The organism is Mesorhizobium sp. M1273 (genome assembly GCF_040318195.1).
Lineage (GTDB): Bacteria > Pseudomonadota > Alphaproteobacteria > Rhizobiales > Rhizobiaceae > Mesorhizobium.
Genome location: NZ_JAMYLV010000011.1, coordinates 112,752 through 132,596, shown reverse-complemented (window position 1 = coordinate 132,596; position 19,845 = coordinate 112,752). Strand labels below are relative to the sequence as shown.

The 19,845-nt window shown below is 63.6% G+C and carries 22 protein-coding genes, 1 tRNA gene and 2 pseudogenes; 6 read left to right on the top strand and 19 right to left on the bottom strand.

What is annotated here, in order from left to right; all coding sequences use genetic code 11:
- Positions 1 to 95: 95 nt before the first annotated feature.
- The 3 genes from NKH30_RS14585 (at position 96) to NKH30_RS14575 (ending at position 1,569) form a co-directional block, all read left to right on the top strand.
- A complete protein-coding gene (locus NKH30_RS14585) occupies positions 96 to 503 on the top strand; it encodes a lysozyme inhibitor LprI family protein (protein WP_352771361.1) in 408 nt (135 codons plus the stop codon).
- A gap of 115 nt (positions 504 to 618) precedes the next feature.
- A complete protein-coding gene (locus NKH30_RS14580) occupies positions 619 to 1,119 on the top strand; it encodes a hypothetical protein (RefSeq protein WP_352614725.1) in 501 nt (166 codons plus the stop codon).
- 78 nt (positions 1,120 to 1,197) lie between these two features.
- A complete protein-coding gene (locus NKH30_RS14575) occupies positions 1,198 to 1,569 on the top strand; it encodes a DUF4087 domain-containing protein (RefSeq protein ID WP_352473554.1) in 372 nt (123 codons plus the stop codon).
- A gap of 129 nt (positions 1,570 to 1,698) precedes the next feature.
- Here NKH30_RS14575 and NKH30_RS14570 read toward each other — a convergent pair.
- The 9 genes from NKH30_RS14570 to NKH30_RS14530 all read right to left on the bottom strand — a co-directional run bounded on the left by NKH30_RS14570 (position 1,699) and on the right by NKH30_RS14530 (position 10,385).
- Positions 1,699 to 1,783 (bottom strand) — tRNA-Leu (locus tag NKH30_RS14570).
- 73 nt (positions 1,784 to 1,856) lie between these two features.
- Positions 1,857 to 2,477, bottom strand: a complete 621-nt coding sequence (locus tag NKH30_RS14565) for a 2,3-bisphosphoglycerate-dependent phosphoglycerate mutase (protein WP_352473555.1) — start codon at positions 2,475 to 2,477, stop codon at positions 1,857 to 1,859.
- Positions 2,478 to 2,536: 59 nt separating this feature from the next.
- Positions 2,537 to 3,370 (bottom strand): 4-hydroxy-tetrahydrodipicolinate reductase, encoded by an 834-nt coding sequence (gene dapB / locus NKH30_RS14560; protein ID WP_352683980.1) that lies wholly within the window; start codon positions 3,368 to 3,370, stop codon positions 2,537 to 2,539.
- Entirely contained in the window at positions 3,367 to 5,226 is a 1,860-nt protein-coding gene (locus tag NKH30_RS14555) for an ABC transporter ATP-binding protein (protein ID WP_352771485.1), read from the bottom strand. The genes dapB and NKH30_RS14555 overlap by 4 nt, the downstream gene beginning before the upstream one ends.
- Before the next feature lie 119 nt (positions 5,227 to 5,345).
- Positions 5,346 to 6,371, bottom strand: a complete 1,026-nt coding sequence (locus tag NKH30_RS14550; RefSeq protein WP_352771364.1) for a glucokinase — start codon at positions 6,369 to 6,371, stop codon at positions 5,346 to 5,348.
- 121 nt (positions 6,372 to 6,492) lie between these two features.
- Positions 6,493 to 7,590 carry a penicillin-insensitive murein endopeptidase gene (mepA, locus tag NKH30_RS14545; RefSeq protein WP_502911472.1) on the bottom strand — a complete coding sequence of 366 codons (1,098 nt, stop codon included), beginning with the start codon at positions 7,588 to 7,590 and terminating at the stop codon, positions 6,493 to 6,495.
- A gap of 56 nt (positions 7,591 to 7,646) precedes the next feature.
- Positions 7,647 to 8,555, bottom strand: coding sequence for an SDR family oxidoreductase (locus NKH30_RS14540; protein ID WP_352683987.1), 909 nt, complete (start codon positions 8,553 to 8,555; stop codon positions 7,647 to 7,649).
- The gene (gene queG / locus NKH30_RS14535) at positions 8,552 to 9,712 is read right to left on the bottom strand and encodes a tRNA epoxyqueuosine(34) reductase QueG (protein ID WP_352683989.1); all 1,161 of its coding nucleotides are present in this window, start codon (positions 9,710 to 9,712) and stop codon (positions 8,552 to 8,554) included. The genes NKH30_RS14540 and queG overlap by 4 nt, the downstream gene beginning before the upstream one ends.
- Positions 9,693 to 10,385, bottom strand: coding sequence for a glutathione S-transferase family protein (locus tag NKH30_RS14530; protein WP_023678968.1), 693 nt, complete (start codon positions 10,383 to 10,385; stop codon positions 9,693 to 9,695). Before NKH30_RS14530 ends, queG begins: the two co-directional genes overlap by 20 nt.
- A 161-nt stretch (positions 10,386 to 10,546) precedes the next feature.
- Here NKH30_RS14530 and NKH30_RS14525 point away from each other — a divergent pair, with 161 nt between their 5' ends.
- Positions 10,547 to 11,353 carry an undecaprenyl-diphosphate phosphatase gene (locus NKH30_RS14525; RefSeq protein ID WP_352473563.1) on the top strand — a complete coding sequence of 269 codons (807 nt, stop codon included), beginning with the start codon at positions 10,547 to 10,549 and terminating at the stop codon, positions 11,351 to 11,353.
- A gap of 64 nt (positions 11,354 to 11,417) precedes the next feature.
- Positions 11,418 to 12,698, top strand: a complete 1,281-nt coding sequence (locus tag NKH30_RS14520) for a flavin-containing monooxygenase (protein WP_352995933.1) — start codon at positions 11,418 to 11,420, stop codon at positions 12,696 to 12,698.
- 322 nt (positions 12,699 to 13,020) lie between these two features.
- Here NKH30_RS14520 and NKH30_RS14515 read toward each other — a convergent pair whose 3' ends face one another.
- The 5 genes and pseudogenes from NKH30_RS14515 to rsmI form a co-directional block, all read right to left on the bottom strand.
- On the bottom strand, positions 13,021 to 13,257 hold the full coding sequence (locus tag NKH30_RS14515) for a metallothionein (RefSeq protein ID WP_352926009.1): 237 nt from the start codon (positions 13,255 to 13,257) through the stop codon (positions 13,021 to 13,023).
- A gap of 82 nt (positions 13,258 to 13,339) precedes the next feature.
- Positions 13,340 to 14,311 carry a complex I NDUFA9 subunit family protein gene (locus tag NKH30_RS14510; protein ID WP_352614734.1) on the bottom strand — a complete coding sequence of 324 codons (972 nt, stop codon included), beginning with the start codon at positions 14,309 to 14,311 and terminating at the stop codon, positions 13,340 to 13,342.
- 192 nt (positions 14,312 to 14,503) lie between these two features.
- Positions 14,504 to 14,881 (bottom strand): YraN family protein, encoded by a 378-nt coding sequence (locus tag NKH30_RS14505; protein ID WP_352451879.1) that lies wholly within the window; start codon positions 14,879 to 14,881, stop codon positions 14,504 to 14,506.
- Entirely contained in the window at positions 14,874 to 15,002 is a 129-nt protein-coding gene (locus NKH30_RS33150; RefSeq protein WP_502911475.1) for a hypothetical protein, read from the bottom strand. Before NKH30_RS33150 ends, NKH30_RS14505 begins: the two co-directional genes overlap by 8 nt.
- Positions 15,003 to 15,185: 183 nt before the next feature.
- A pseudogene (gene rsmI / locus NKH30_RS33145) lies at positions 15,186 to 15,715 on the bottom strand (16S rRNA (cytidine(1402)-2'-O)-methyltransferase); the annotation flags it as partial.
- A gap of 260 nt (positions 15,716 to 15,975) precedes the next feature.
- On the opposite strand from rsmI, the gene NKH30_RS14495 reads away from it, so the two are divergent.
- On the top strand, positions 15,976 to 16,161 hold the full coding sequence (locus NKH30_RS14495) for a hypothetical protein (RefSeq protein WP_352614740.1): 186 nt from the start codon (positions 15,976 to 15,978) through the stop codon (positions 16,159 to 16,161).
- 263 nt (positions 16,162 to 16,424) lie between these two features.
- Here NKH30_RS14495 and NKH30_RS14490 read toward each other — a convergent pair.
- The 5 genes and pseudogenes from NKH30_RS14490 to rph all read right to left on the bottom strand — a co-directional run bounded on the left by NKH30_RS14490 (position 16,425) and on the right by rph (position 19,733).
- Positions 16,425 to 16,747: pseudogene (locus NKH30_RS14490) on the bottom strand (low molecular weight protein tyrosine phosphatase family protein).
- A gap of 4 nt (positions 16,748 to 16,751) precedes the next feature.
- Complete coding sequence (hemW, locus tag NKH30_RS14485; RefSeq protein WP_352771381.1) at positions 16,752 to 17,915, bottom strand: radical SAM family heme chaperone HemW; 1,164 nt, start codon at positions 17,913 to 17,915, stop codon at positions 16,752 to 16,754.
- Positions 17,912 to 18,559, bottom strand: a complete 648-nt coding sequence (gene rdgB / locus NKH30_RS14480) for an RdgB/HAM1 family non-canonical purine NTP pyrophosphatase (protein ID WP_352771487.1) — start codon at positions 18,557 to 18,559, stop codon at positions 17,912 to 17,914. The genes hemW and rdgB overlap by 4 nt, the downstream gene beginning before the upstream one ends.
- A gap of 14 nt (positions 18,560 to 18,573) precedes the next feature.
- A complete protein-coding gene (locus tag NKH30_RS14475) occupies positions 18,574 to 18,984 on the bottom strand; it encodes a VOC family protein (RefSeq protein ID WP_352473571.1) in 411 nt (136 codons plus the stop codon).
- Positions 18,985 to 19,016: 32 nt separating this feature from the next.
- Positions 19,017 to 19,733, bottom strand: a complete 717-nt coding sequence (gene rph / locus NKH30_RS14470) for a ribonuclease PH (RefSeq protein ID WP_352684003.1) — start codon at positions 19,731 to 19,733, stop codon at positions 19,017 to 19,019.
- Between the last annotated feature and the right edge of the window lie 112 nt (positions 19,734 to 19,845).

The window sequence follows — 19,845 nt, the reverse complement described above, 5'->3', positions numbered from 1 at the left end:
CCATGGGCCGATCGTGGCAATAACGGACAGCTGACGAGAACATAGGGCGGGGCTGAGCAACTTAAGAGCTTGACTGCAACCGGAAGGGGAAATCGATGAAAATAGCGATATTGACTGCTGCCGTGGTTCTGGCTGCGCCGACATTCGCCCTTGCCAAGGACAAGTGCGCCGATGCCAAGGATCAGGCCACCATGAATCAGTGCTTCGGTGCCGAGTTCCAGAAATCCGACAAGAAGCTCAATGAGCTTTACAAGCAGATCGAAGCCCGCCTGAAGGACGATGCGGATACCAAGAAGCTTCTTGTTCAGGCACAGCGGGATTGGGGCAAGTTTCGCGACGCGGAGTGCAGTTTCCAGACCGCAGGCGCGGCCGGAGGAAGCATGATGCCAATGCTCATCGCGCAGTGCATGGACGGCCTGACACAATCCCGTGTCAAAGCCTTCGAGGGTTACCTGAATTGCAAGGAAGGCGATCTGAGTTGCCCCGTTCCGGCCGCGAACTGACACGTGCTGCAACTTATTTGATCATGATCAAGCCGGCGGCGAGCATGACGTCGCTGCCAGATATGAACAATGCGAGGGGCATCATCACTGCGTGGGGACTTGAAGGAGGTGGATTGTGAAACGCTGCGGATCATCGCTCGCAATGGCGATTGCGGCATCTGTGCTGCTGGCATCTGCCGTGCCGGCAACAGCCCAGGATGACATGGGCTTCGACGTCAACGTCACGCTGTCCAAGAAAGCAGCCGCCAAGCTCGCGGCTGAAAAGGAGGGAATCGTCGTCTTCGCCTCCTATTACGGCGACCCCAAGCCGAGCGCCGCGAAGCACGCCAACGAAGTCGGCCTGATCGATCTCACACCGCACGACGAAGAGGTGGAGATACCGGGCACAGGCGGCCACGCCCGCATCAGCGGCGCCAAGGTCGACGCAAAGCGTCTCGACTGGCTTGCCGGCCCTCCCGATGTCAACGTCAACGTTGCGTCGGCGCGCAAGAGCAGCTCGGTCAATCTGCTCGGCTGCGATTTCATCGACGGTCCACTCAGCAACGTCCAAAGGGCGCCCGTGACGCTTCATTGCGGATTGATCGAAGAACATGTGGACACGAAGTTGAAGCCATAAGGCTCGCAAAAGTCATGCGCGTCTCCGGCGCCAACGGATCGGCGGCACGACCTGACCTACTTCAGGGAGGAGATATTCATGCGCCCACTGTTCGCTATCTGTGTCTGCCTGGCTATCATGTCCTTGTCTGCAGCCGCCCATGCCGAGCGCCGTTGTGGCTGGTACTCCAGCCCGACCCCCGGCAACCTCGTCCTGACCGACAGTGACGGGGATTGGTGGATCCAGATGCAGGGACGCCCGGATCCCAAGGGCATCGACAATGTGCCGGCCTTTGACGAGCGGCAATTCGTCGAGACCAATGTGCCTGGTTCGGGTCACGGCTACGGATGTGCGTGCATGAACGTCGTAACCAACGCCAAGCAACAGAAGATCACCAGAGTGATCTCGGGCCAAATCCTTCCGCTGCTGCGCTGTCGCAACGACAGATCGCTGCCTAACCCGGACGGATAATTGTTGGATATCTTGTGGATACCATGGCTGACGGTAGGCAGCTTAGAGCATTGGATCAAGAAAAAGCCCGGCAAACCGGGCTTTTTCTTGGGTCTCTGAAACCGCATCAATCGGTTCGAAACGGGAATTTGGTGCCCAGAAGAGGACTCGAACCTCCACTCCTTGCGGAACACGGACCTGAACCGTGCGCGTCTACCAATTCCGCCATCTGGGCTGGTGCGCGCTCATTAAGCGGGCGAGGGATGAGTGTCAACGCGCTTTTTTGAAAGCCGCGTTCCTTCTCCGGCTCAATGCTCCAGCACTTCCTTCGACGCCACCGTGGAATCGGCGTTGAGCGTGTAGATGATCGGCACACCGGTGCCGAGCTCGAGCTTGACGATCTCCTCGCCCGATTTGCCGTCCAGCGCCATGATCAGCGCGCGCAGCGAATTGCCGTGCGCCGCCACCAGCACGGTGCCGCCGCGCAGCACATGCGGTTGCAGATCGTGCAGGTAATAGGGCCAGACGCGCGCGCCGGTGTCCTTCAGGCTTTCACCGCCGGGCGGCGGCACGTCATAGGAGCGGCGCCAGACATGCACCTGCTCCTCGCCCCATTTCTTGCGCGCATCATCCTTGTTGAGGCCGGAGAGATCGCCATAGTCGCGCTCGTTCAGCGCCTGGTCGCGAATGGTCTCGAGGTCGCTCTGGCCAACGGCGTCGAGAATATGCTGGCAGGTCTTCTGCGCCCGGATCAGCGACGACGTGAAGGCGATGTCGAACTTCATGCCGCGCGCCCTGAGCTTGGCGCCGGCCGACTTGGCCTCGGCATGACCCAGTTCGGTCAGGTCGACGTCGCGCCAGCCGGTAAATAGGTTCTTCAGGTTCCATTCGCTCTGGCCGTGGCGCACGAGCACGAGAGTTCTCGACATATTTGCTCCTTCAAATCTTGTGGATCAGCCAAATCTTGTGGATCAGCCAAATCTGTGGATCAGCTTGTCAGGCCGAGCACGTCCCGCATCGAATAGAGGCCCGGCTTGCGGCCGCGCGCCCACAGGGCTGCCTTGACCGCGCCGCGGGCAAAGATCGCCCGGTCCTCGGCATGATGGGCAAGCGTGATGCGCTCGCCGGTACCGGCCAGCACCACACTGTGGTCGCCGACCACCGAGCCGCCGCGCAAGCTGGCGAAACCGATCGAGCCTGCCTTGCGCACGCCGGTATGGCCGTCGCGCACGCGAACATCGTTGCCGGCAAGTGCTACGCCGCGCCCGGCAGCGGCGGCCTCGCCGAGCAGCAGCGCCGTGCCCGACGGAGCATCGACCTTGTGCCGGTGGTGCATTTCCAGGATCTCGATGTCGAAATCGTCGGCATCGAGCGCGCGCGCCGCCTGCTCAACCAGCACCGCCAGCAGATTGACGCCGAGGCTCATATTGCCTGACTTGACCACCGTCGCGTGCCGCGCCGCCGCCGCGATCCTGGCATTGTCTTCAGCCGAGCAGCCGGTGGTGCCGATGATATGGACGATGCGCGCCTGCGCCGCATAGCCGGCGAATTCGACGGTCGCTGCCGGCGTGGTGAAATCGAGCACGCCGTCGGCCTTGGCGAAGGCCGGCAGCGGATCGTCGCCGATCGCCACGCCGAGCCTGCCGACGCCGGCCAGCTCGCCGGCATCCTTGCCGAGATGTGGCGAACCGGCCGGCGCGATGGCGCCGGCGACACGCGCGCCCGGTATCGTGTGGATGGCGCGGATCAGCGCCTGGCCCATGCGGCCAGCCGCGCCCACCACCACCAGGCCCATTTCACTCACGGTCGGCGTGTCGCTCATGAATGTCTCCCGACCGCCTTTTTCGCGTGATCATTTTGCGCCGCAGTCTGGATTGGCTTGGCGTCATCGACAAGCCCCAGCCCTTTCCTGCCTTGCACCCGATGGAACCGCGCATAGACGCTGTGCGGGTCGGCCATCAGCGAGGCATGCGTGCCCTGTTCGACCAGCCGGCCCTGCTCCAGCACGATGATATGATCGGCATTGACCACCGTCGACAGCCGGTGCGCGATGACAATGGTGGTGCGCCCTTCCATGACATGGGTCAGCGCTTCCTGGACGCGGGCCTCGGCCTCGTTGTCGAGCGCCGAGGTGGCTTCGTCGAGCAGCAGGATCGGCGCCTGCCGAACGATGGCGCGTGCAATCGATACGCGCTGGCGCTGGCCGCCCGACAGCGTCACGCCGTTCTCGCCGACCGGCGTGTCGTAGCCTTGCGGCTGCTGGCGGATGAAATCGTGTGCCGCGGCCTGTTGGGCGGCGCGTTCAATCTCTGCGTCGGTGGCGCTCAGCCTGCCGTAGCGGATGTTGTCACGGATGGTGCCTTCGAACAGATAGGGCTGCTGCGATACATAGGCGATCGAGCCGCGCAGCGAATGCTTGGTTACCTTTGAAATGTCCTGGCCGTCGATTTCGATGCTGCCCGACTCGACGTCATGGAAGCGCTGCAGCAGCGCAACCAGCGTCGTCTTGCCGGCGCCCGAGGCGCCGACGATGGCGGTCACCTTGCCGGCGGCGGCGACAAAGGTCAGATCGTGCAGGACCGGCGCCTCTTCGACATAGCGGAAGGACACGTTGTTGAAGCGCACTTCGCCAGAGGTGAATTTCGCCTCGGCGGCTGCCGGCACGTCACCTTGCTGCGGCTCGAGGTCGAGAAGCTCGTAGATCATGCGCGCATTGACCAGCGACTTTTCCATGCCGACCTGCATACGCGCCAGCCGCCTGGCCGGATCATAGGCAAGCAGCAGGGCGGTGAGGAAGGCAACGATGGCGCCCGGCGGCTGGCCGCCGACGGTCGCCCGGTAGCCGGAATAGGCGATGACGCCGGCGACGGCGAAGCCGGCCAGCATGTCGGAGATCGGCGTCAGCCGTTCCGAGACGCGGGCGATCTTGTTTGCCCGCTGCTCGGCGCCGGCGACGAGGCCGCCGATGCGGCGCGACAGCTCGTCTTCCAGGGTGAAGGCCTTGACGATGGCGATGCCTTGCGTCGCTTCCTGCATGGCACCGATCAGCCGCGAGTTGATCTGTACCGATTCGCGGGTGATGCGACGCACCCGGCGCATCAGATAGGTGACACTGTAGATCAACGGCGGCCCGATCAGCAGCGACATCGCCGAGAGCACCGGGTCCTGCCAGATCATGACGCCGACCAGCGCGACAAGCGATACCGCATCGCGCGCCAGCGATGTCAGCGTCATCGACAGGAGATCGCGGATGCCGTTGACGTTCTCGTTGATCTGCGCGGCGAGCCGGCCCGAGCGGGTGTCGTTGAAGAAGCCGACGCCGAGCTTCATCAGATGGTTGAAGATGCGGCGCTGATAGCGCGCCACCAGATTGTTGCCGATCTTGGCCAGCGTCACTGCCTGGCCGTAGCTGGCCAGGCCGCGCAGCATGAAGGCGGCCAGGATGGATACGCTGATCAGCGCGATAAGATCGCCGCGCTGCTTGTAGAAAATCTGATCGACGACGTCCTTCATGATCCAGGCGGTGAAGGCGGTCGTCGCCGCGATCGTCACCAGGCACAGCACGGCAAGAGCATAGTACCAGCGATAATCGCGGCTGTTCTCGGCGATGATGCGGCGGATCACCGCCACGATCTCGCTGGGACGGACTTTCCCTTTGGTTGGTGCTGGAATTGTCACGTTGGAGCGCTTTGTGGTTTCGGTTCGGCCGGACTGCAATTCGGCAACCTCTTAACGCCCCGATGGCGGCTTGCCTATGGCCGGGGACGGCGAAACTTCGTCGCGGCGCAGCTTGTGTCCTAAACCCGCCAGCGCCGCCCCGCCGTCTGCACGCCGAACAGCGACGGATTTCTGGCATAGGCGGCCAGCCCTAAAAGCGCCGCAAGCGGATGGGTGATGACGTAGACCGGCATGCCGCGCATCAGGGCGCTGTGCGGCGCCTTGTCCTCGAAGGCGGCGCGGAAATTGCCGGTGCGCAGCGCCGGCAGGATTTTTTGCGCGATGCCGCCGGTGAGAAACACGCCGCCGCGGCTCATGAACACCAGAGCGAGATCGCCGGCGGTGCGCCCCAGGCAAGTGACGAAGATCGACAGCGCCTCTTCGGCCACCGGATCGTTCTTTGCCAGCGCCGCGGCGGTGACCTCGGCAGGCGTTGTAAAGGGCGACGGCTTGCCGTCCGCCCTGGCCACCGCCCGGTAGGCATTGACCAGGCCGCGGCCGGACAGGATCTGTTCGCCGGAGATGCGGCCCTCGAGCTTCTCGATATGCGGAAACACCTGGAAATCGCGCGGCGAGCGCGGGCCGATATCCATATGGCCGCCCTCGCCGGGTACCGGTATCCAGTGATGCAGCGCATAAACCAGCCCGGCGACACCGAGGCCGGTTCCCGGGCCGAGCACCACCCGCCCGGAATTCGGTTCCGGCTCGTCGCCGCCGATCTTCTCCATATGCTCTTCGCCGAGCGCGACGACAGCCAGCGCCTGTGCCTCGAAGTCGTTGAGCACCACGACGTCGCTGAGACCGAGACTGGCGAACATCTGTCTCGGCTTGACGATCCATGGGCAATTTGTAAGCGGGATCTCGTCGCTTTCGACAGGACCGGCTACCGCCAGCACAGCTGAATTCGGCCGGACCGACGAGCGGTCGAGCACGGCCGACTGGATCGCCTCGTCAATCGTATTGAAGTTGGCGGTCTGGACGATGGTCGGCTCGCCGGCCTCGGAATTCGCGTCTAGTACGATCGAGAAGCGCGCATTGGTGCCGCCTATATCGCCGATCAGGATCGGAAATCGCAACAGAGTGTCGTCGTCGCTTACGCCTGGCATGCTCTCGTCCGTTCCCGACGCGTATCGCCGTTCTCTCGTTGACTAGCGCATGACCGCAAAAAGGGAAATCGGTTTTCGAAGTGGAGATGCACGGATGCAGACAGCGAACACGCTGCCCGCATCAGTGCCCCGGTCGTGGCCGCGGCAGCGGAATGCCGATCTCGGGCGTCGCCACAAAGGCGTTCGCCGAGGCCGGAAGCGCTGCCGCGCCGGCTGCGACCGTTGGCTGCGGCGCAAGCTCGGCTGCGAGAGCGGGTGCGGTGGCCGCGATCGGCACGCCGTCGCCATAGTAGGTGACTGCTTCCGCCGACGGCGGAGCTGGCGCGTCGAGCACGAATTGGCATTGCCTGGGCAGGTTCGCCATCGTCATCAGGTCGCGTGCCTTCGGCTTGTCCGGGTTCTTGTTGGGGCGCCACGGCTCCTCGGTGAACCACCAGGCCAGCGCCTGGTCGCAGCCATCGCCTGGCGCCGTCGCTTCCTGTGCCTTGCAGTCGGGTGATCCAGCCTGGCAGCCGATGCGAATGTGGAAGTGGTAGTCGTGGCCCCAGAACGGCCTGACCTTGCGCAACCAGCTACGGTCGCCTTTGACCGTGTCGCAGAGCTTCTTCTTGATCCCGGGATTGACCAGGATGCGCTCGACTTCGGGATAGCTCGCGGCGCGCTTCAACAACCGCGTGTGCATCGGCGTCCACAGCCCGTCCTTCACCAAATGGGTCTTTTCATCGACCATCAAGGTAGCGCTGATGTTTTCGCGCTCTTCGGCCGAGAGCTTACGGTCGGGCATCGGCGTCAGCCAGATGTCGGCGTCGAGGCCGATCTGGTGCGAGGCATGGCCGGTCAGCATCGGACCGCCGCGCGGTTGCGAGATGTCGCCGATCAGCAAGCCCGGCCAGCCGTCGGCAGCGGCATCGCGCGACAGTTTCTCGATCAGCGCGATCATTGCCGGATGGCCCCAGCGACGATTGCGCGACGGTCGCATCACCTCCCAGTGCCGGCCGTCCATGGGTAGGGCGACGCCGCCGGAAAAACAGCCTTTGGAATAAAAGCCGATCGATTGCGCTGCTGCGAGTGCCGGCAGCTTTTTGGCGCCGAACAGGTCCTTTGCCCGTTGCTCGGCGCTCCCTGGCTGCGTTGCAAGCGCCGCCAAGCCGGCGATGGCCAGTACTGCCGTCAGCAGCAGCGTTTTGCCCGGCAAGGCTCGCGCTAACGTCTTCCCCAAGCTGGACCCCTCCGCGATTTGAACCGCATCATACCATAGCCCGCGCAACGTATCGATCATGACCGTTTCATCGGGCTGCGCGCCTCGCCGTCGCGCCAGTCGCCGCTCGCCCACATGGCATCGAGCGCCGAGCGATAGTCGGGAAAGCGAAAGCCATAACCGGCCGCCTTGATTGCCGCGTTGGCGACACGCTTGTTCTCGCCGTAGAAAGACCGCGCCATGGGCGAAAGTTGGGCGGTCTCGAACGGAATTTCGGGCGGCGGCTCGATGCCCATCAATTGGGCGGCATAGGCGACGACGTCCTGCGGCGGCGCCGGCAGGTCGTCGGTGACGTTGAAGATGCCGCCGCGATTGCCCTCGGCGAGATGCCAGAGCGCACCGGCAATATCGTCGCAATGGATGCGGTTGAACACCTGGCCCGGCTTGACCAGCCGCCGCGCAGTGCCGTTTTCCAGGTTGACCAGGGCGTTGCGGCCCGGCCCGTAAATGCCGGAAAGCCGCAGGATCGCCACCGGCCGGTGGATGTCATGGCCCAATTGTAGCCAATCCTGCTCGGCTGCAACACGCATCACCGACCGCTTCGACAACGGCCGGCATTCGGCGGCCTCGTCCACCCAATTGCCGCCACGGTCGCCATAGACGCCGACGGTGGAGAGATAGGCGATCCATTCGAGCTCCGGCATGTTGGCCGCGATCTCCTCGCGTGCCGCGCCCAGCATCGGGTCGCCGGCCTTGTCCGGCGCGACTGAGACGACGAGATGGGTTGTCTTCCCAAGGGCATCGCCGATTTCGGAGGTCAGCGTGCCATCGAAACGCAGCGGCACGATACCGGCTTGCCGCAGCGCCGCGAATTTTTCCAGCGACCGTGTTGTACCGAAGATCGTTGTGTCGGCATCCCTGTTGGCGCGGGCGAAGGCCCTGCCCGAATAGCCGGCGCCGAAGATGAAAATCTGCTTTTTTGTCATGTATGCGCCTCGATCGGCTTTGGCAGGGCCAGAAGCCATTCGCCTCTCACCGCCTCGTCATGTTCTGCTTGCAAAGCGGCTGCGGCACGTTCGGCGAACTCCCGACCCGGCACCAGCCGCGACAGCGCCCATACCGCAGCTCCGCGAACCAGGGGCGAGGCGTCGTCGAGCAGCGCGCGAACGGCGCCGGCCAGCGACAAGTCCTGGGAATTGCCGGCCGCTATCAGCACGTTTCGGATAAAACGGTCGCGGCCGATGCGCTTGATCGGCGAGCCCGAAAAAAGCGTGCGGAAGGCAGTGTCGTCGAGACGCAGCAGCTCGGCGAGCGGCGGTTCGCGCAAGTCCGCGCGGGCGGCAAGCTTTGCCTCCGAAGCGGCTTGGGCGAACTTGTTCCACGGGCAGGCGGCCAGGCAGTCGTCGCAGCCATAGATGCGATTGCCGATCTTTTCCCGGAACTCATGCGGGATCGGTCCTTTGTTCTCGATGGTGAGGTATGAAATGCAGCGCCGCGCATCGAGCCGGTAAGGCGCCGGAAAGGCGTCCGTCGGGCAGGCGTCGAGGCAGGCCCGGCAGGAGCCGCAATGATCGTTCTCAGGCGCGTCCGGCACCAGCTCGGCCGTCGTGAAGATGGTGCCGAGGAACAGCCAGGAGCCATGCGCGCGGCTGACCAGGTTGGTGTGCTTGCCTTGCCAGCCGAGGCCGGCCGCCTCGGCCAGCGGCTTTTCCATCACCGGCGCGGTGTCGACAAACACTTTCACGTCCCCGCCGGCGCGCGCCACGATCTTGCCGGCGATCTCCTTCAGCCGGCCTTTCATCACGTCATGATAGTCGCGGTTCTGCGCATAGGCCGAGATCGCGCCGCGGTCGCGCTTTGCCAGGATGTCGCGTGGGTCGTGGTCGGGGCCGTAATTCATCGCCAGCACGATGATCGAGCGGACCTCTGGCCAAAGCGTCGTCGGTTTGCCTCGCCGCTCGAGCGTTTCGGCAATCCAGCCCATCGAGCCGTGAAAGCCGTCGGCAACGAATTCGGCCAGCCGTTCCGGCGCCTGCGGAATCGCATCGGGCGTGGTGACGGCAACGGCGTCGAAGCCGGCATTCCGCGCCTCGCGGTCGATCAGCGCGCGCAGCTTTGCCGTATCAGAAATCGAGGTCCGCATAATGTGACACCGGCGACAGGCCGCGCACCCGGTCGGACAGAAGCGGCCGGAACGAAGGCCGTGATTTCACCCTTGTATACCATTCGCGCGCGGCGCTGTGTTCGCGCCAGTCGATCTCGCCGAGATAGTCGAGCACCGACAGTGCCGCCGCCGCCGCGAGATCGGCATAGGTGACCTTGTTGCCGGCCAGCCAATGACGGGTGCCGGCCAGCCAGTTGGTGTATTTCATGTGCTGGCGGATATTGGCGCGGGCGGCGCGGATCGCCGCCGAATCGGGCGAGCCGCCGCCTGCCGTTTCCGGCATGACCGGCTTCAGGACGCGCTCGCGCACTAGGTGCCGGGTAACCTCGCTTTCCGCCTTGTTGAGGTACCAATCGGTCAGCCGTCGGATTTCGGCGCGCTCCATCGGATCCTCGGCGAACAGCCGCTTGTCGCGCTTGAGTACCCCGCGCGTCTCGTCGAGATATTCGGCAATGACCACTGCGCCAACGATCGGCACGTCGCCTTCGGCGAGCAGGATCGGCAGCGTGCCGGCCGGGTTCAGCGCCAGGAACTCCTTGCGCCGCGTCCACGGCTTCTCTTCGATCAGCGCCAGTTCCTCGCCATACTCGCCAAAGGCGAGGCGGACGAAGCGGCAGCTGGCGAACATCGGATGGTGGAAAAGCGTCAGCATGGTCCCGCGATAATAGAGCGCACTGGCAAATCGCCGGCTGCGCCGGTAAGTCTTGGCCGCCCGATTCAGGGGCTGTCAGGGTGCTGCGACCTATAGGGGGAGTTCCGCGCCGTGACAAGCAAGCCCTTTTCTCACGCCCTCACTCCAACGCCGAGGTTGCCATGGAAAGCCAGACCGTCGTCGAAGCGCTGCTGCTCGGCATGCTCGAGGGCCTGACCGAGTTTATTCCGGTGTCTTCAACCGGTCATATCCTGCTTGCCGGCCATTTCCTCGGCTTTCATTCGACCGGCAAGGCCTTCGAGATCCTGATCCAGCTCGGCGCCATATTGGCGATTCTCAGCGTCTATTTCCGCCGTCTCTGGAAGATGCTGCTCGAGCTGCCCTACGATCGGCTGACGCGGCATTTCGTCCTTGGCATCCTCATCGCATTCCTGCCGGCGGCCATTATCGGCGCGCTGGCGCACGATTTCATCAAGACGGTGCTGTTCGAATCGCCGCGGCTGATCTGCATCATGCTGATCATCGGCGGTGTCATCCTGCTGCTGGTCGATCGCATGAAGCCGAAGCCCTATTACCACGATGTCGAGCGGTTTCCGACCAGGCTTTATCTGCAGATCGGGCTGTTTCAGTGCCTGTCGCTGATCCCCGGCACGTCGCGCTCGGGTTCGACCATCGTCGGCGCGCTGCTGCTCGGCGTCGACAAACGGGCGGCGGCGGAATTCTCCTTCTTCCTTGCCATCCCGACGATGGTCGGCGCCTTCGCCTTCGACCTGTTCAAGAACCGCAATGTGCTGAGCAGCGCCGACCTGCCCATCATCGCCGTCGGTTTCGTCGCCGCCTTCGTCACCGCGCTAATCGTCGTGCGCTTCCTGCTCGACTACGTCTCGCGCCATGGCTACGCGCTGTTCGGCTGGTGGCGGCTGGTCGTCGGCATCGTCGGCCTGGCGGGGCTGGCCATCTGGGGATGAGCCGGCGCGGATAGCGCAATCCCAGCCGGAACTCTATTCTTGCCCGAAGTCGAGCCATACGATCTTGTGGACGTATGGTTGGCAGGGGGAATGCGTGAGCGAAGTTCTTGACGCCCTCGTTATTGGCGCCGGTCCGGCGGGACTCGGCATCAGCTACTTCTTGAAACGGCAGGGCCGCGACCACCGTGTACTCGATCGAGGCCGGATCGGCGAAACGTGGCGAACGCAGCGGTGGAACTCGTTTCGACTGAATTCGCCGACCATTCGCTCCATCTTACCCGGTGATTCCTACGAGGGGCCCGAGCCGTGGGGCGCGATAACCCACCACGAATTTGTCGCGTATCTCGAAGGCTATGCCGAGCGGCACCGCCTGCCGGTAAGCACCCAAACTCCGGTGCAAGAGCTGACGAGAGACGACGGGATCTTTCGCATCACCACGACGGACGGGGCATTTCTGGCGCGCAATGTGGTGATCGCCGCCGGCGACCAGAATCGGCAGGTCCGGCCAGCAGGGTCGGCGGATTTGCCAACCGCAATTCGCCAAGTCGATTCCTCGGCTTATCGCAACCCGGCCGAGTTCGAGAGTGGCGCGGTGCTGGTGGTCGGCAGCGGTCAGTCGGGCGGCCAGATCGCCGAGGATCTGGCGCTGGCCGGACGTGCGGTCTTTTTGGCGACCAGCCGCAACGGCCGTTGGGTGCGGCGCTACCGCGGGGGCAACATACTTAAATGGCTGACGCTGTCCGGTTTTCTCGACGTTCCGCGCAAGGAACTCGTCCTCCCCTCCGGCAAGCTGCAGGCCCGCGCGCTGGTCGGCGCGACCCATACGATCAGCCTGCAATCGCTGAGTGCACAGGGCGTGGTGCTGCTCGGCCGCTTTAGGGGTGTGGAGAACGCCAACCTCGTCTTCGGCGACGAGCTCGACGACCATATGCGATTTGCCGACGAGGTCTCCGCGAATGCCAAGCGCCTGGTTGACGAGTACATCGAGCGCGCCGGCCTCGATGCGCCACTGGCCGAGGATGATCCAGCCGAGACGATTGAACCGCGCTTGCCCGATCCTCCGATCCGCTCCCTCGACTGGACGGCGAGCGGCATCAGATCAGTGATCTGGTGCACGGGCTTCACTGGCGATTTCTCATGGGTTCGGCTTCCCGGCGCGCTCGATGCCGCCGGCCAGCCCGTCCACGAGGATGGCGTCGGCGCTGTTCCAGGTCTCTTTTTCGCCGGCCTCGATTTCGGATCGACGCGGAAGTCGGGCACCATACCGGCCATTCCAGAGGAGGCGGCCGCCGTCGTGGAGCGACTCGTCCAAGTGGGAGCCGACTTGCCACGGAACGGCGTCTAAACGAGCGCGTCGAACGCGGGTTCTTGAACGTACAAGAACATGACAGCTCTGGCGCGATCAAGACGACGCACGCTGCCTTCTGTCGAAGCGCACCGACAATTTTCCGTAGTCCATTGGTGCGACAGCCAGAAATCGCCGGCACCTTCGATACGGTGCTCCAATTCGCGGCCGACTGCATCCATTGCCTCCGTCAACGTGCGGCGGCCTTGACCTCGGCGTCTTGACCTCGGCTGGTCGTCGTCGTGCTGACAGCACTGGCAATATGGGATGAGCCGGCGCAGTCGTTCGGAATGGTCGCCCTGGAGACGCCAAAGAAGGTGCATCAAGGCGCGCGATCGGTCAGCGCGTTCGCACCTTCCTCCGCGGCGCAATGTGCGCAGCAGTAGATGATGTCATCCTGTTCGACGCCATGTCCGATGATCCGGCATCCGCAATGCGGACATATCGGAGCAAGTTTCTGGACCGCGCATTCGAAGCTGTCGAACGTGTAGGTCTCCTCGGCCATCGTCACTTTGAAAGCCTTGTCGTAGTCATTCCCGCATTGATCGCATCTGGCCATAGTTCGTTTCCTTCTTTCACGGCTTCAAGCTCGACCAACCTGTCGCGCGGCGATAGGTTCCCGCCAGCATCAGGGGGCCGTCCTAAGGCGGAGACGAGCGCGAGCCTACGCCACGGCGCTGTTCGATCGCACGGATCACCTCGTCGATATCCCGCGGCTCGATGTCGAGTTCCTTCAGGCCAGGCGCGTCGATTGCTGCCACATTGTCCTGACGCATAAGATCGATCTGGTTGCGCGTTATGGGGGCAGCCGGGAGGAGTTCCGCGACGCCAGCCAAGGCGTTCCATACCGCAAACGGCACCGGCATCAGCTTGACGTGCGTATCGAGTTGTCGGGCGATCTCCCGAAGCAGTTCCTTATAGGTATAGATGCGCGGGCCACCGAATTCGAATATGGATGAACCCGTGTGGGTTCGCCCGTCGATCAGCCGGCTCACTGCTTCGGCGACGTCTGCCACATAGACCGGCTGAAGCCGTGTGCCACCATCGCCGAACAGCGGATAGACCGGCAGGAGGCGTATCATCCTCACAATGGTCGTGAGGAAAGCGTCGTCAGGTCCTGTCATGACGGCGGGACGCACAATGAAAGCGCCGGGAAATGCGCTTTCCACGGCACCTTCTCCGCGCCCACGCGCCCTTATGTAATTCGAATCCGATTGAGGATCGGAGCCGATCCCTGAAATCAGGACGAACTGGTCGATCGCGCGGTCGCGCGACGCGGCAGCCAGATCGGCCGCGGCTTTCACATGCACGCGTTCAAAGGTCTGGACGCCGTGCTCGATGTAAAGACTGACAGCATTCACGACCGCCTGTGATCCGGTAATGGCCGACCCGATCGAGGACGCATCCAATATATCCGCCTCGACTGCCTCGGGCATCCTTGTAATCGAGGAAAAGACCAGGGCCACGCGAGCTGGATGGCGAGATGCAGCGCGCACCGTGAAACCTCTTTCCAGGAGCCGCTTCACGATCCTGCGCCCGAGAAAGCCGGTTCCGCCGAACACGGTGACGATCCGTACCGGGTTGAGATCGTCGGGATCCATTTGCCTCGCCATCCCTTTGTCCTCGCATAGCTGCCACGAGGATTGCCCTGGCCGGCATTTGAACCAGCCCGTCGAACATCAGGACGATTGGGGAACAACGCAGGAACGCTTTTGTTCCAGTCAGCGCTGGGCGGATGCTTGACAGATCGGCAAACCATGATCTGAACCGCAGGCGCAGCAAAACGGCCCCACTTCGGGAATAGCCTAGTTCCGCCCGTAGAAAACGTTCTCGACATGCACCGGCCAGCGCCACGGCAGCACCGCCACCATGTCGAAGCGCACCGATAATTTTCCGTAGTCGGATTGGCGCGACAGCCAGAAATCGGCGGCGCCTTCGATGCGGCGCTCCGATTCACGGCCGACTGCTTCCATTGCCTCCATCAGCGTGCGGCGCGCCTTGACCTCGACGATCAGCACCAGATCGCCGCGCCGCGCGATCAGGTCGATCTCGCCGAACCTGGTGCGGTGGCGGCGGGCCAGAATTCGGTAGCCTTTCAGCATCAGCGCCGCCGCCGCCAGCCATTCGCCGTGATGGCCGCGCCGGTAGGCCTTTTGTCGGCTGGCGCTCGGCCGTTCAGCCATCGCCGTCTCCGCCGGTCCCGTCTCTTCCGGCATTTTTGAGGTCGAGGAGCCGACGATAGAGCGCCTGCTTCTGGCCACCCGTCATCTTGGCGGCTTCCGCCGCTGCCTTGGAGGCCGGCATCTCGGCGGCGAGCGAAAGCAGCAGCCGGTCGATGTCTTCTGGCTCATCAGCGACCGCATCGGCCGGGCCGACGCAGATGACGATTTCACCCTTGGGCGTATCGGCTCCCGCATAATGGCTGGCGAGCGATTGCAGGGTGCCGGTCCGCATCTCCTCGAAAGTCTTGGTCAGCTCGCGGCCGATCGCCGCCTTGCGGGCACCGCCCAGCACCTCGACCATGGCACTGAGCGTCTCGGCCAGCCGGCGCGGCGATTCGAAGAAGATCAACGTTGCCGGCACCGCCTTCAGCGCTTCCAGCCGCGTCAGCCGCTGCCCGGTCTTCACCGGCAGGAAGCCGGCAAACAGAAACGCGTCCGAGGGCAGGCCGGATGCCGTCAACGCGGCAAGTGGCGCCGACGGTCCGGGGATCGGCACGACACGAATGCCGCGATCCAGCGCCTCACCAACCAGCCGGTAGCCGGGGTCGGAGATGAGCGGCGTGCCGGCATCGAGATCAGCGCTACGCTTTGGCCGGCCAGCAGCGCCGCGATCAGCTTCGGTCCGGCCTCGCCGGCATTGTGCTCGTGGTAGGCGGTGGTGCGGCGGCGGATGCCGTAGCGGTCGAGCAGCACGCGGCTGACACGTGTGTCCTCGCAAGCGACGATATCGGCGGCGGCGAGCGTTTCCAGCGCGCGCAGCGTGATATCGGCGAGATTGCCGATAGGCGTCGCCACCAGGTAGAGCGCCGGCTCGAGCGGCCGGGCGGCGATTTCGGTCTGCCCGACCACATAACTGCGTTTGGCCGATTCGCCGGTCACCTGCACAACTCCGTTCGACCCTGTTTGGCACGGCTCACGCTTGGTTGCAAAAGCCTGGGTTGCAAAGGCCCTGGTTCCAAAAGGGATGCCGACGTGAACCGGCCGCCATGCCTTCGCCACAGTAGGGAACGAAACCGTTGCCGGCGAATTTTACCCCTGATCTCGGGAGGAGCAGGATGGACAGCCTGACGATACAGGACGTTTTCGAACCCTACTATGCCGGCCGCAAACGCTTCGCCGCACCATGCGACAAGAGCCGGCCTGCCGAAGCCGCAGATGGCAGAGCCAAGAAGCCGCTTGCACGCCAGCGATCGGCAGAGAGCAAGCCCGCAAACGAAACCGCCCGCACGATGGAGCACTGACCGGACGATGCCCAATCGCTTCGACATTTTCATCACCCGCCTCGAAACAAAAAGCGCCCGCGATGGCGCAGCGTCACATTCCACAGACGACCAGCACCATGCCTCACGCGACAAAAGCGAGATCAAGCCGGTCCGTTCCGGAGAGACCAGCGAAAAAGATCGCGCCAAACACCGCCACAAGCACGAGGCTTGACCCCGCAAACCTTAGCGATCGGTCGAGACAGTTCTCGAAGCGCGGTTGCGCATGCTCCGCGATGTATCGTTCAACCCAGATACTTCGAGACACGCGCCTCCAGCAGGCCCACCAGAGCCGGGTCCATGAATGCATAGTCGTCGGGAATATCGAGGCAGATTACCCGAACCTTTTTCAGGCTTGTCTTGAATTCTGCTGCAGTTTGGCGCGGTGCGTTTTTTCCATCACGAAGATGATGTCGGCCCAGGCGACGAGTTCATGCGTCAACGGAATGTCGGCATCGTGATTAGTGCCGGCCGAAGCGACCTCGATGTCCCGCCGCTTGGAAAACACCTGCTCCGCCGTCGGGCTGCGCAAGCGATTCTGGCTGCAGATGAAGAGAACGTTCTTCAACGTGCTATCTGGCCAAGTCCGCCACGACCGCATCGAGCACGATCATGCCGGCCGGCGTGGCGCGCAGGCGCGCATTGCCGATCGGCGCCACCAGGCCTTCGTCCTGCAGTACCGACAGCTGTGCCGTCGACAGGCCGCGCCCTGAAAATGCCTCGTAGCGGGAAAGGTCGATGCCTTCCGCCAGCCTCAGCCCCATCAGCAGGAACTCGTCGGCCTCTTCCGACCGCGTCAGGATCTCGCCGCCGGTAACGCCATGGCCCTTGGCCTCGACCAGATTGGCCCAAGTCTCCGGCATTTTCTCGGCGATCGTCACCACGCGCCGGCCATTTTCGACGAACCGGCCATGCGCGCCGGGACCGACGCCGACATATTCGCCATAACGCCAGTAGGTGAGATTGTGCCGGCTTTCGGCGCCGGGCCTGGCATGGTTGGAAATCTCGTAGGCCGGCAGTCCGCGCGCGGCGGTGATCTCCTGTGTCAACGCGTAGAGATCGGCGGCAAGCTCATTGTCTGGAATGATGAACTTCCTTGCCGCATGCAGCGCATGGAACGGCGTGCCTTCCTCGATGGTCAGCTGATAGAGCGACAGATGGTCTGCGGCGTGGCCGATCGCCTGCTCGAGCTCCGCCTGCCACGCTTCCGGCGTCTGACCGGGCCGCGCGTAGATCAGGTCGAACGACAGCCGTGGGAATATCTCGCGCGCCAGGCCGATCGCATGCAGGGCCTCATCGACATTGTGCAAACGGCCGAGGAAGCGCAGATCCTTGTCGTGCAGCGCCTGCACGCCAAGCGATACCCGGTTGACGCCGGCCGCGCGATAGCCGCGAAAGCGCTCGGCCTCGACGGAGGAGGGATTGGCCTCCAGTGTCACCTCGATGCCATCAGGCACCGTCCAGTTCTTCGCCACTGCATCCAGCACCGCCGCCACGGTCTGCGGTTTCATCAGCGATGGCGTGCCGCCGCCAAGAAAGATACTGGTCACCTCGCGCGGCCCGGTGCGGCCGCGCATCGTCGCCAGCTCGGCCTCGAAGGCGCGGGCAAAACGCTCCTGATCGACCGGCTGGTGGCGGACATGGCTGTTGAAGTCGCAATACGGGCATTTGGCCGCGCAGAACGGCCAGTGGACGTAGACGCCGAAACCAGGCCTGCGGTCGAGCAGCATGGTCATACGGCGGCCAATCGGGCTTGCGCGAATTTCTGGAAGGCGCGGGCACGGTGCGACAATGCGGTTGGCTGGCCGGGCTTCCAGCCATGCTTGTCCTTCGCGCTCATCTCGCCGAAGGTCTTCTCGGACCCATCGGGCAAGAACACCGGATCGTAGCCGAAGCCGAGCTCGCCGCGCGGCGGCCATACCAGCGTGCCCTCGACCTCACCGCGAAAATATTCCGCCTGGCCATCGGGGAAGGCCAGGCAGATGACCGCGACAAAGCGGCCCTTGCGCTGGGCAGGCGTGATCGCGCCAACTTCTTGCAAGGCCACTTCCGTGCGCTGCATGGCCATGCCGAAGTCGCGGGAGCCGTCCGGCGTCTCAGCCCAGTTGGCGGTGTAGACGCCGGGTGCGCCGTCGAGCGCATCGACACACAGGCCGGAATCGTCCGACAGCGCCGGCAATCCAGTGGCCTTGGCGGCGGCCAAGGCTTTTATGAGGGCGTTCTCCTCGAAAGTGGTGCCGGTCTCGTCCGGTTCCGGCAGGCCGTATTCCTTTGCGGACTTCGCTTCAATGCCGAATGGCGCCATCAGATCGGCGAATTCTCGCAATTTGCCGGCGTTGTGGCTTGCGACGATGATCTTATGCCCATCAAGCGAATGAATAGTTGGCGAATGCATCAGATGCCCCAAATTCGTGGCTCGGCGAATTCGATCGAATTGCCGGAGGGATCGCGAATATAGATCGAGCGGCCGCCTTGCGGCCACTCGAACTCGCTTTCGATGGCGATTTTCTTCGCCTCAAGATGCGCTTTCCAGCGTGGGATTTCATCCGCGCTTGCGGCGAAGCAAAGATGGCCCTGGCCGACCGCGCCATGCGGCGGCACGGGCAGCTTGGCGTCGGCCCGCGGCGGCACTTTGGTGGCCTCGGCATTGAAGATAAGCAGCACGCCGTCGCCGCAGCGGAAGAAGAGATGCCTGCCATCGACCTTACCGAGCAGATCGAGCCCGAGCACGCCCGAATAGAACCGTTCCGCGGCAGCAAGGTCGGTCACGTAGAGTGCTGATTCCAGGATTGCGGAAGGAGTCACAGGATCGCCAATCTCATCAATATTGACCGCAGCTAAGCCACCGCCATTTGCTGCAAGCTGACCAGGCGCTGAATGCCTTTCTTGGCGAGCCCCATCAGCGCCGCGAACTGCTCTTCCGAGAACGGCTCGCCCTCGGCCGTGCCTTGGATCTCGACGATGCCGCCCTTGCCGGTCATGACGAAATTGGCGTCGGTGCCGGCCGAGGAATCCTCGATGTAGTCGAGGTCGATGACCGGCTGGCCATCATGGATTCCGCAGGAGATTGCCGCAACGTGATCCTTCAGCACCTTGCTCAGGCTCGCCATCTGGCGGGCTTCCATCCAGCGCAGGCAGTCGTAGAGCGCCACCCAGCCGCCGGTGATCGAAGCGGTGCGCGTGCCGCCGTCGGCCTGGATCACGTCGCAGTCGACGGTGATCTGCTGCTCGCCGAGCGCCTGCAGATCGACCACGGCGCGCAGGGAGCGGCCGATCAGCCGCTGGATTTCCAGCGTGCGGCCGCCTTGTTTGCCGGACGAAGCCTCGCGGCGCATGCGCTCGCCGGTCGAACGCGGCAGCATGCCGTATTCCGCCGTAACCCAGCCCTTGCCGGAGTTGCGCATCCAGCCCGGCACCTTTTCCTCCAGGCTGGCCGTACACAGCACATGCGTGTCGCCGAACTTCACCAGGCACGAGCCTTCCGCATGCTTGGAGACGCCGCGCTCGAAGGAGATGGGGCGCATTTCGTCGAATTGGCGTTTGGAAGGGCGCATTCAGGCTTCTTTCTTTCTTCGGAATCTTGGCCGGGGAATCTTGGCCGGCTTGTAGCCGCACGGGGCGTGAGGCGCAAAGGAAAATGGACCGGTTGCGCCGACACCGCGGAAG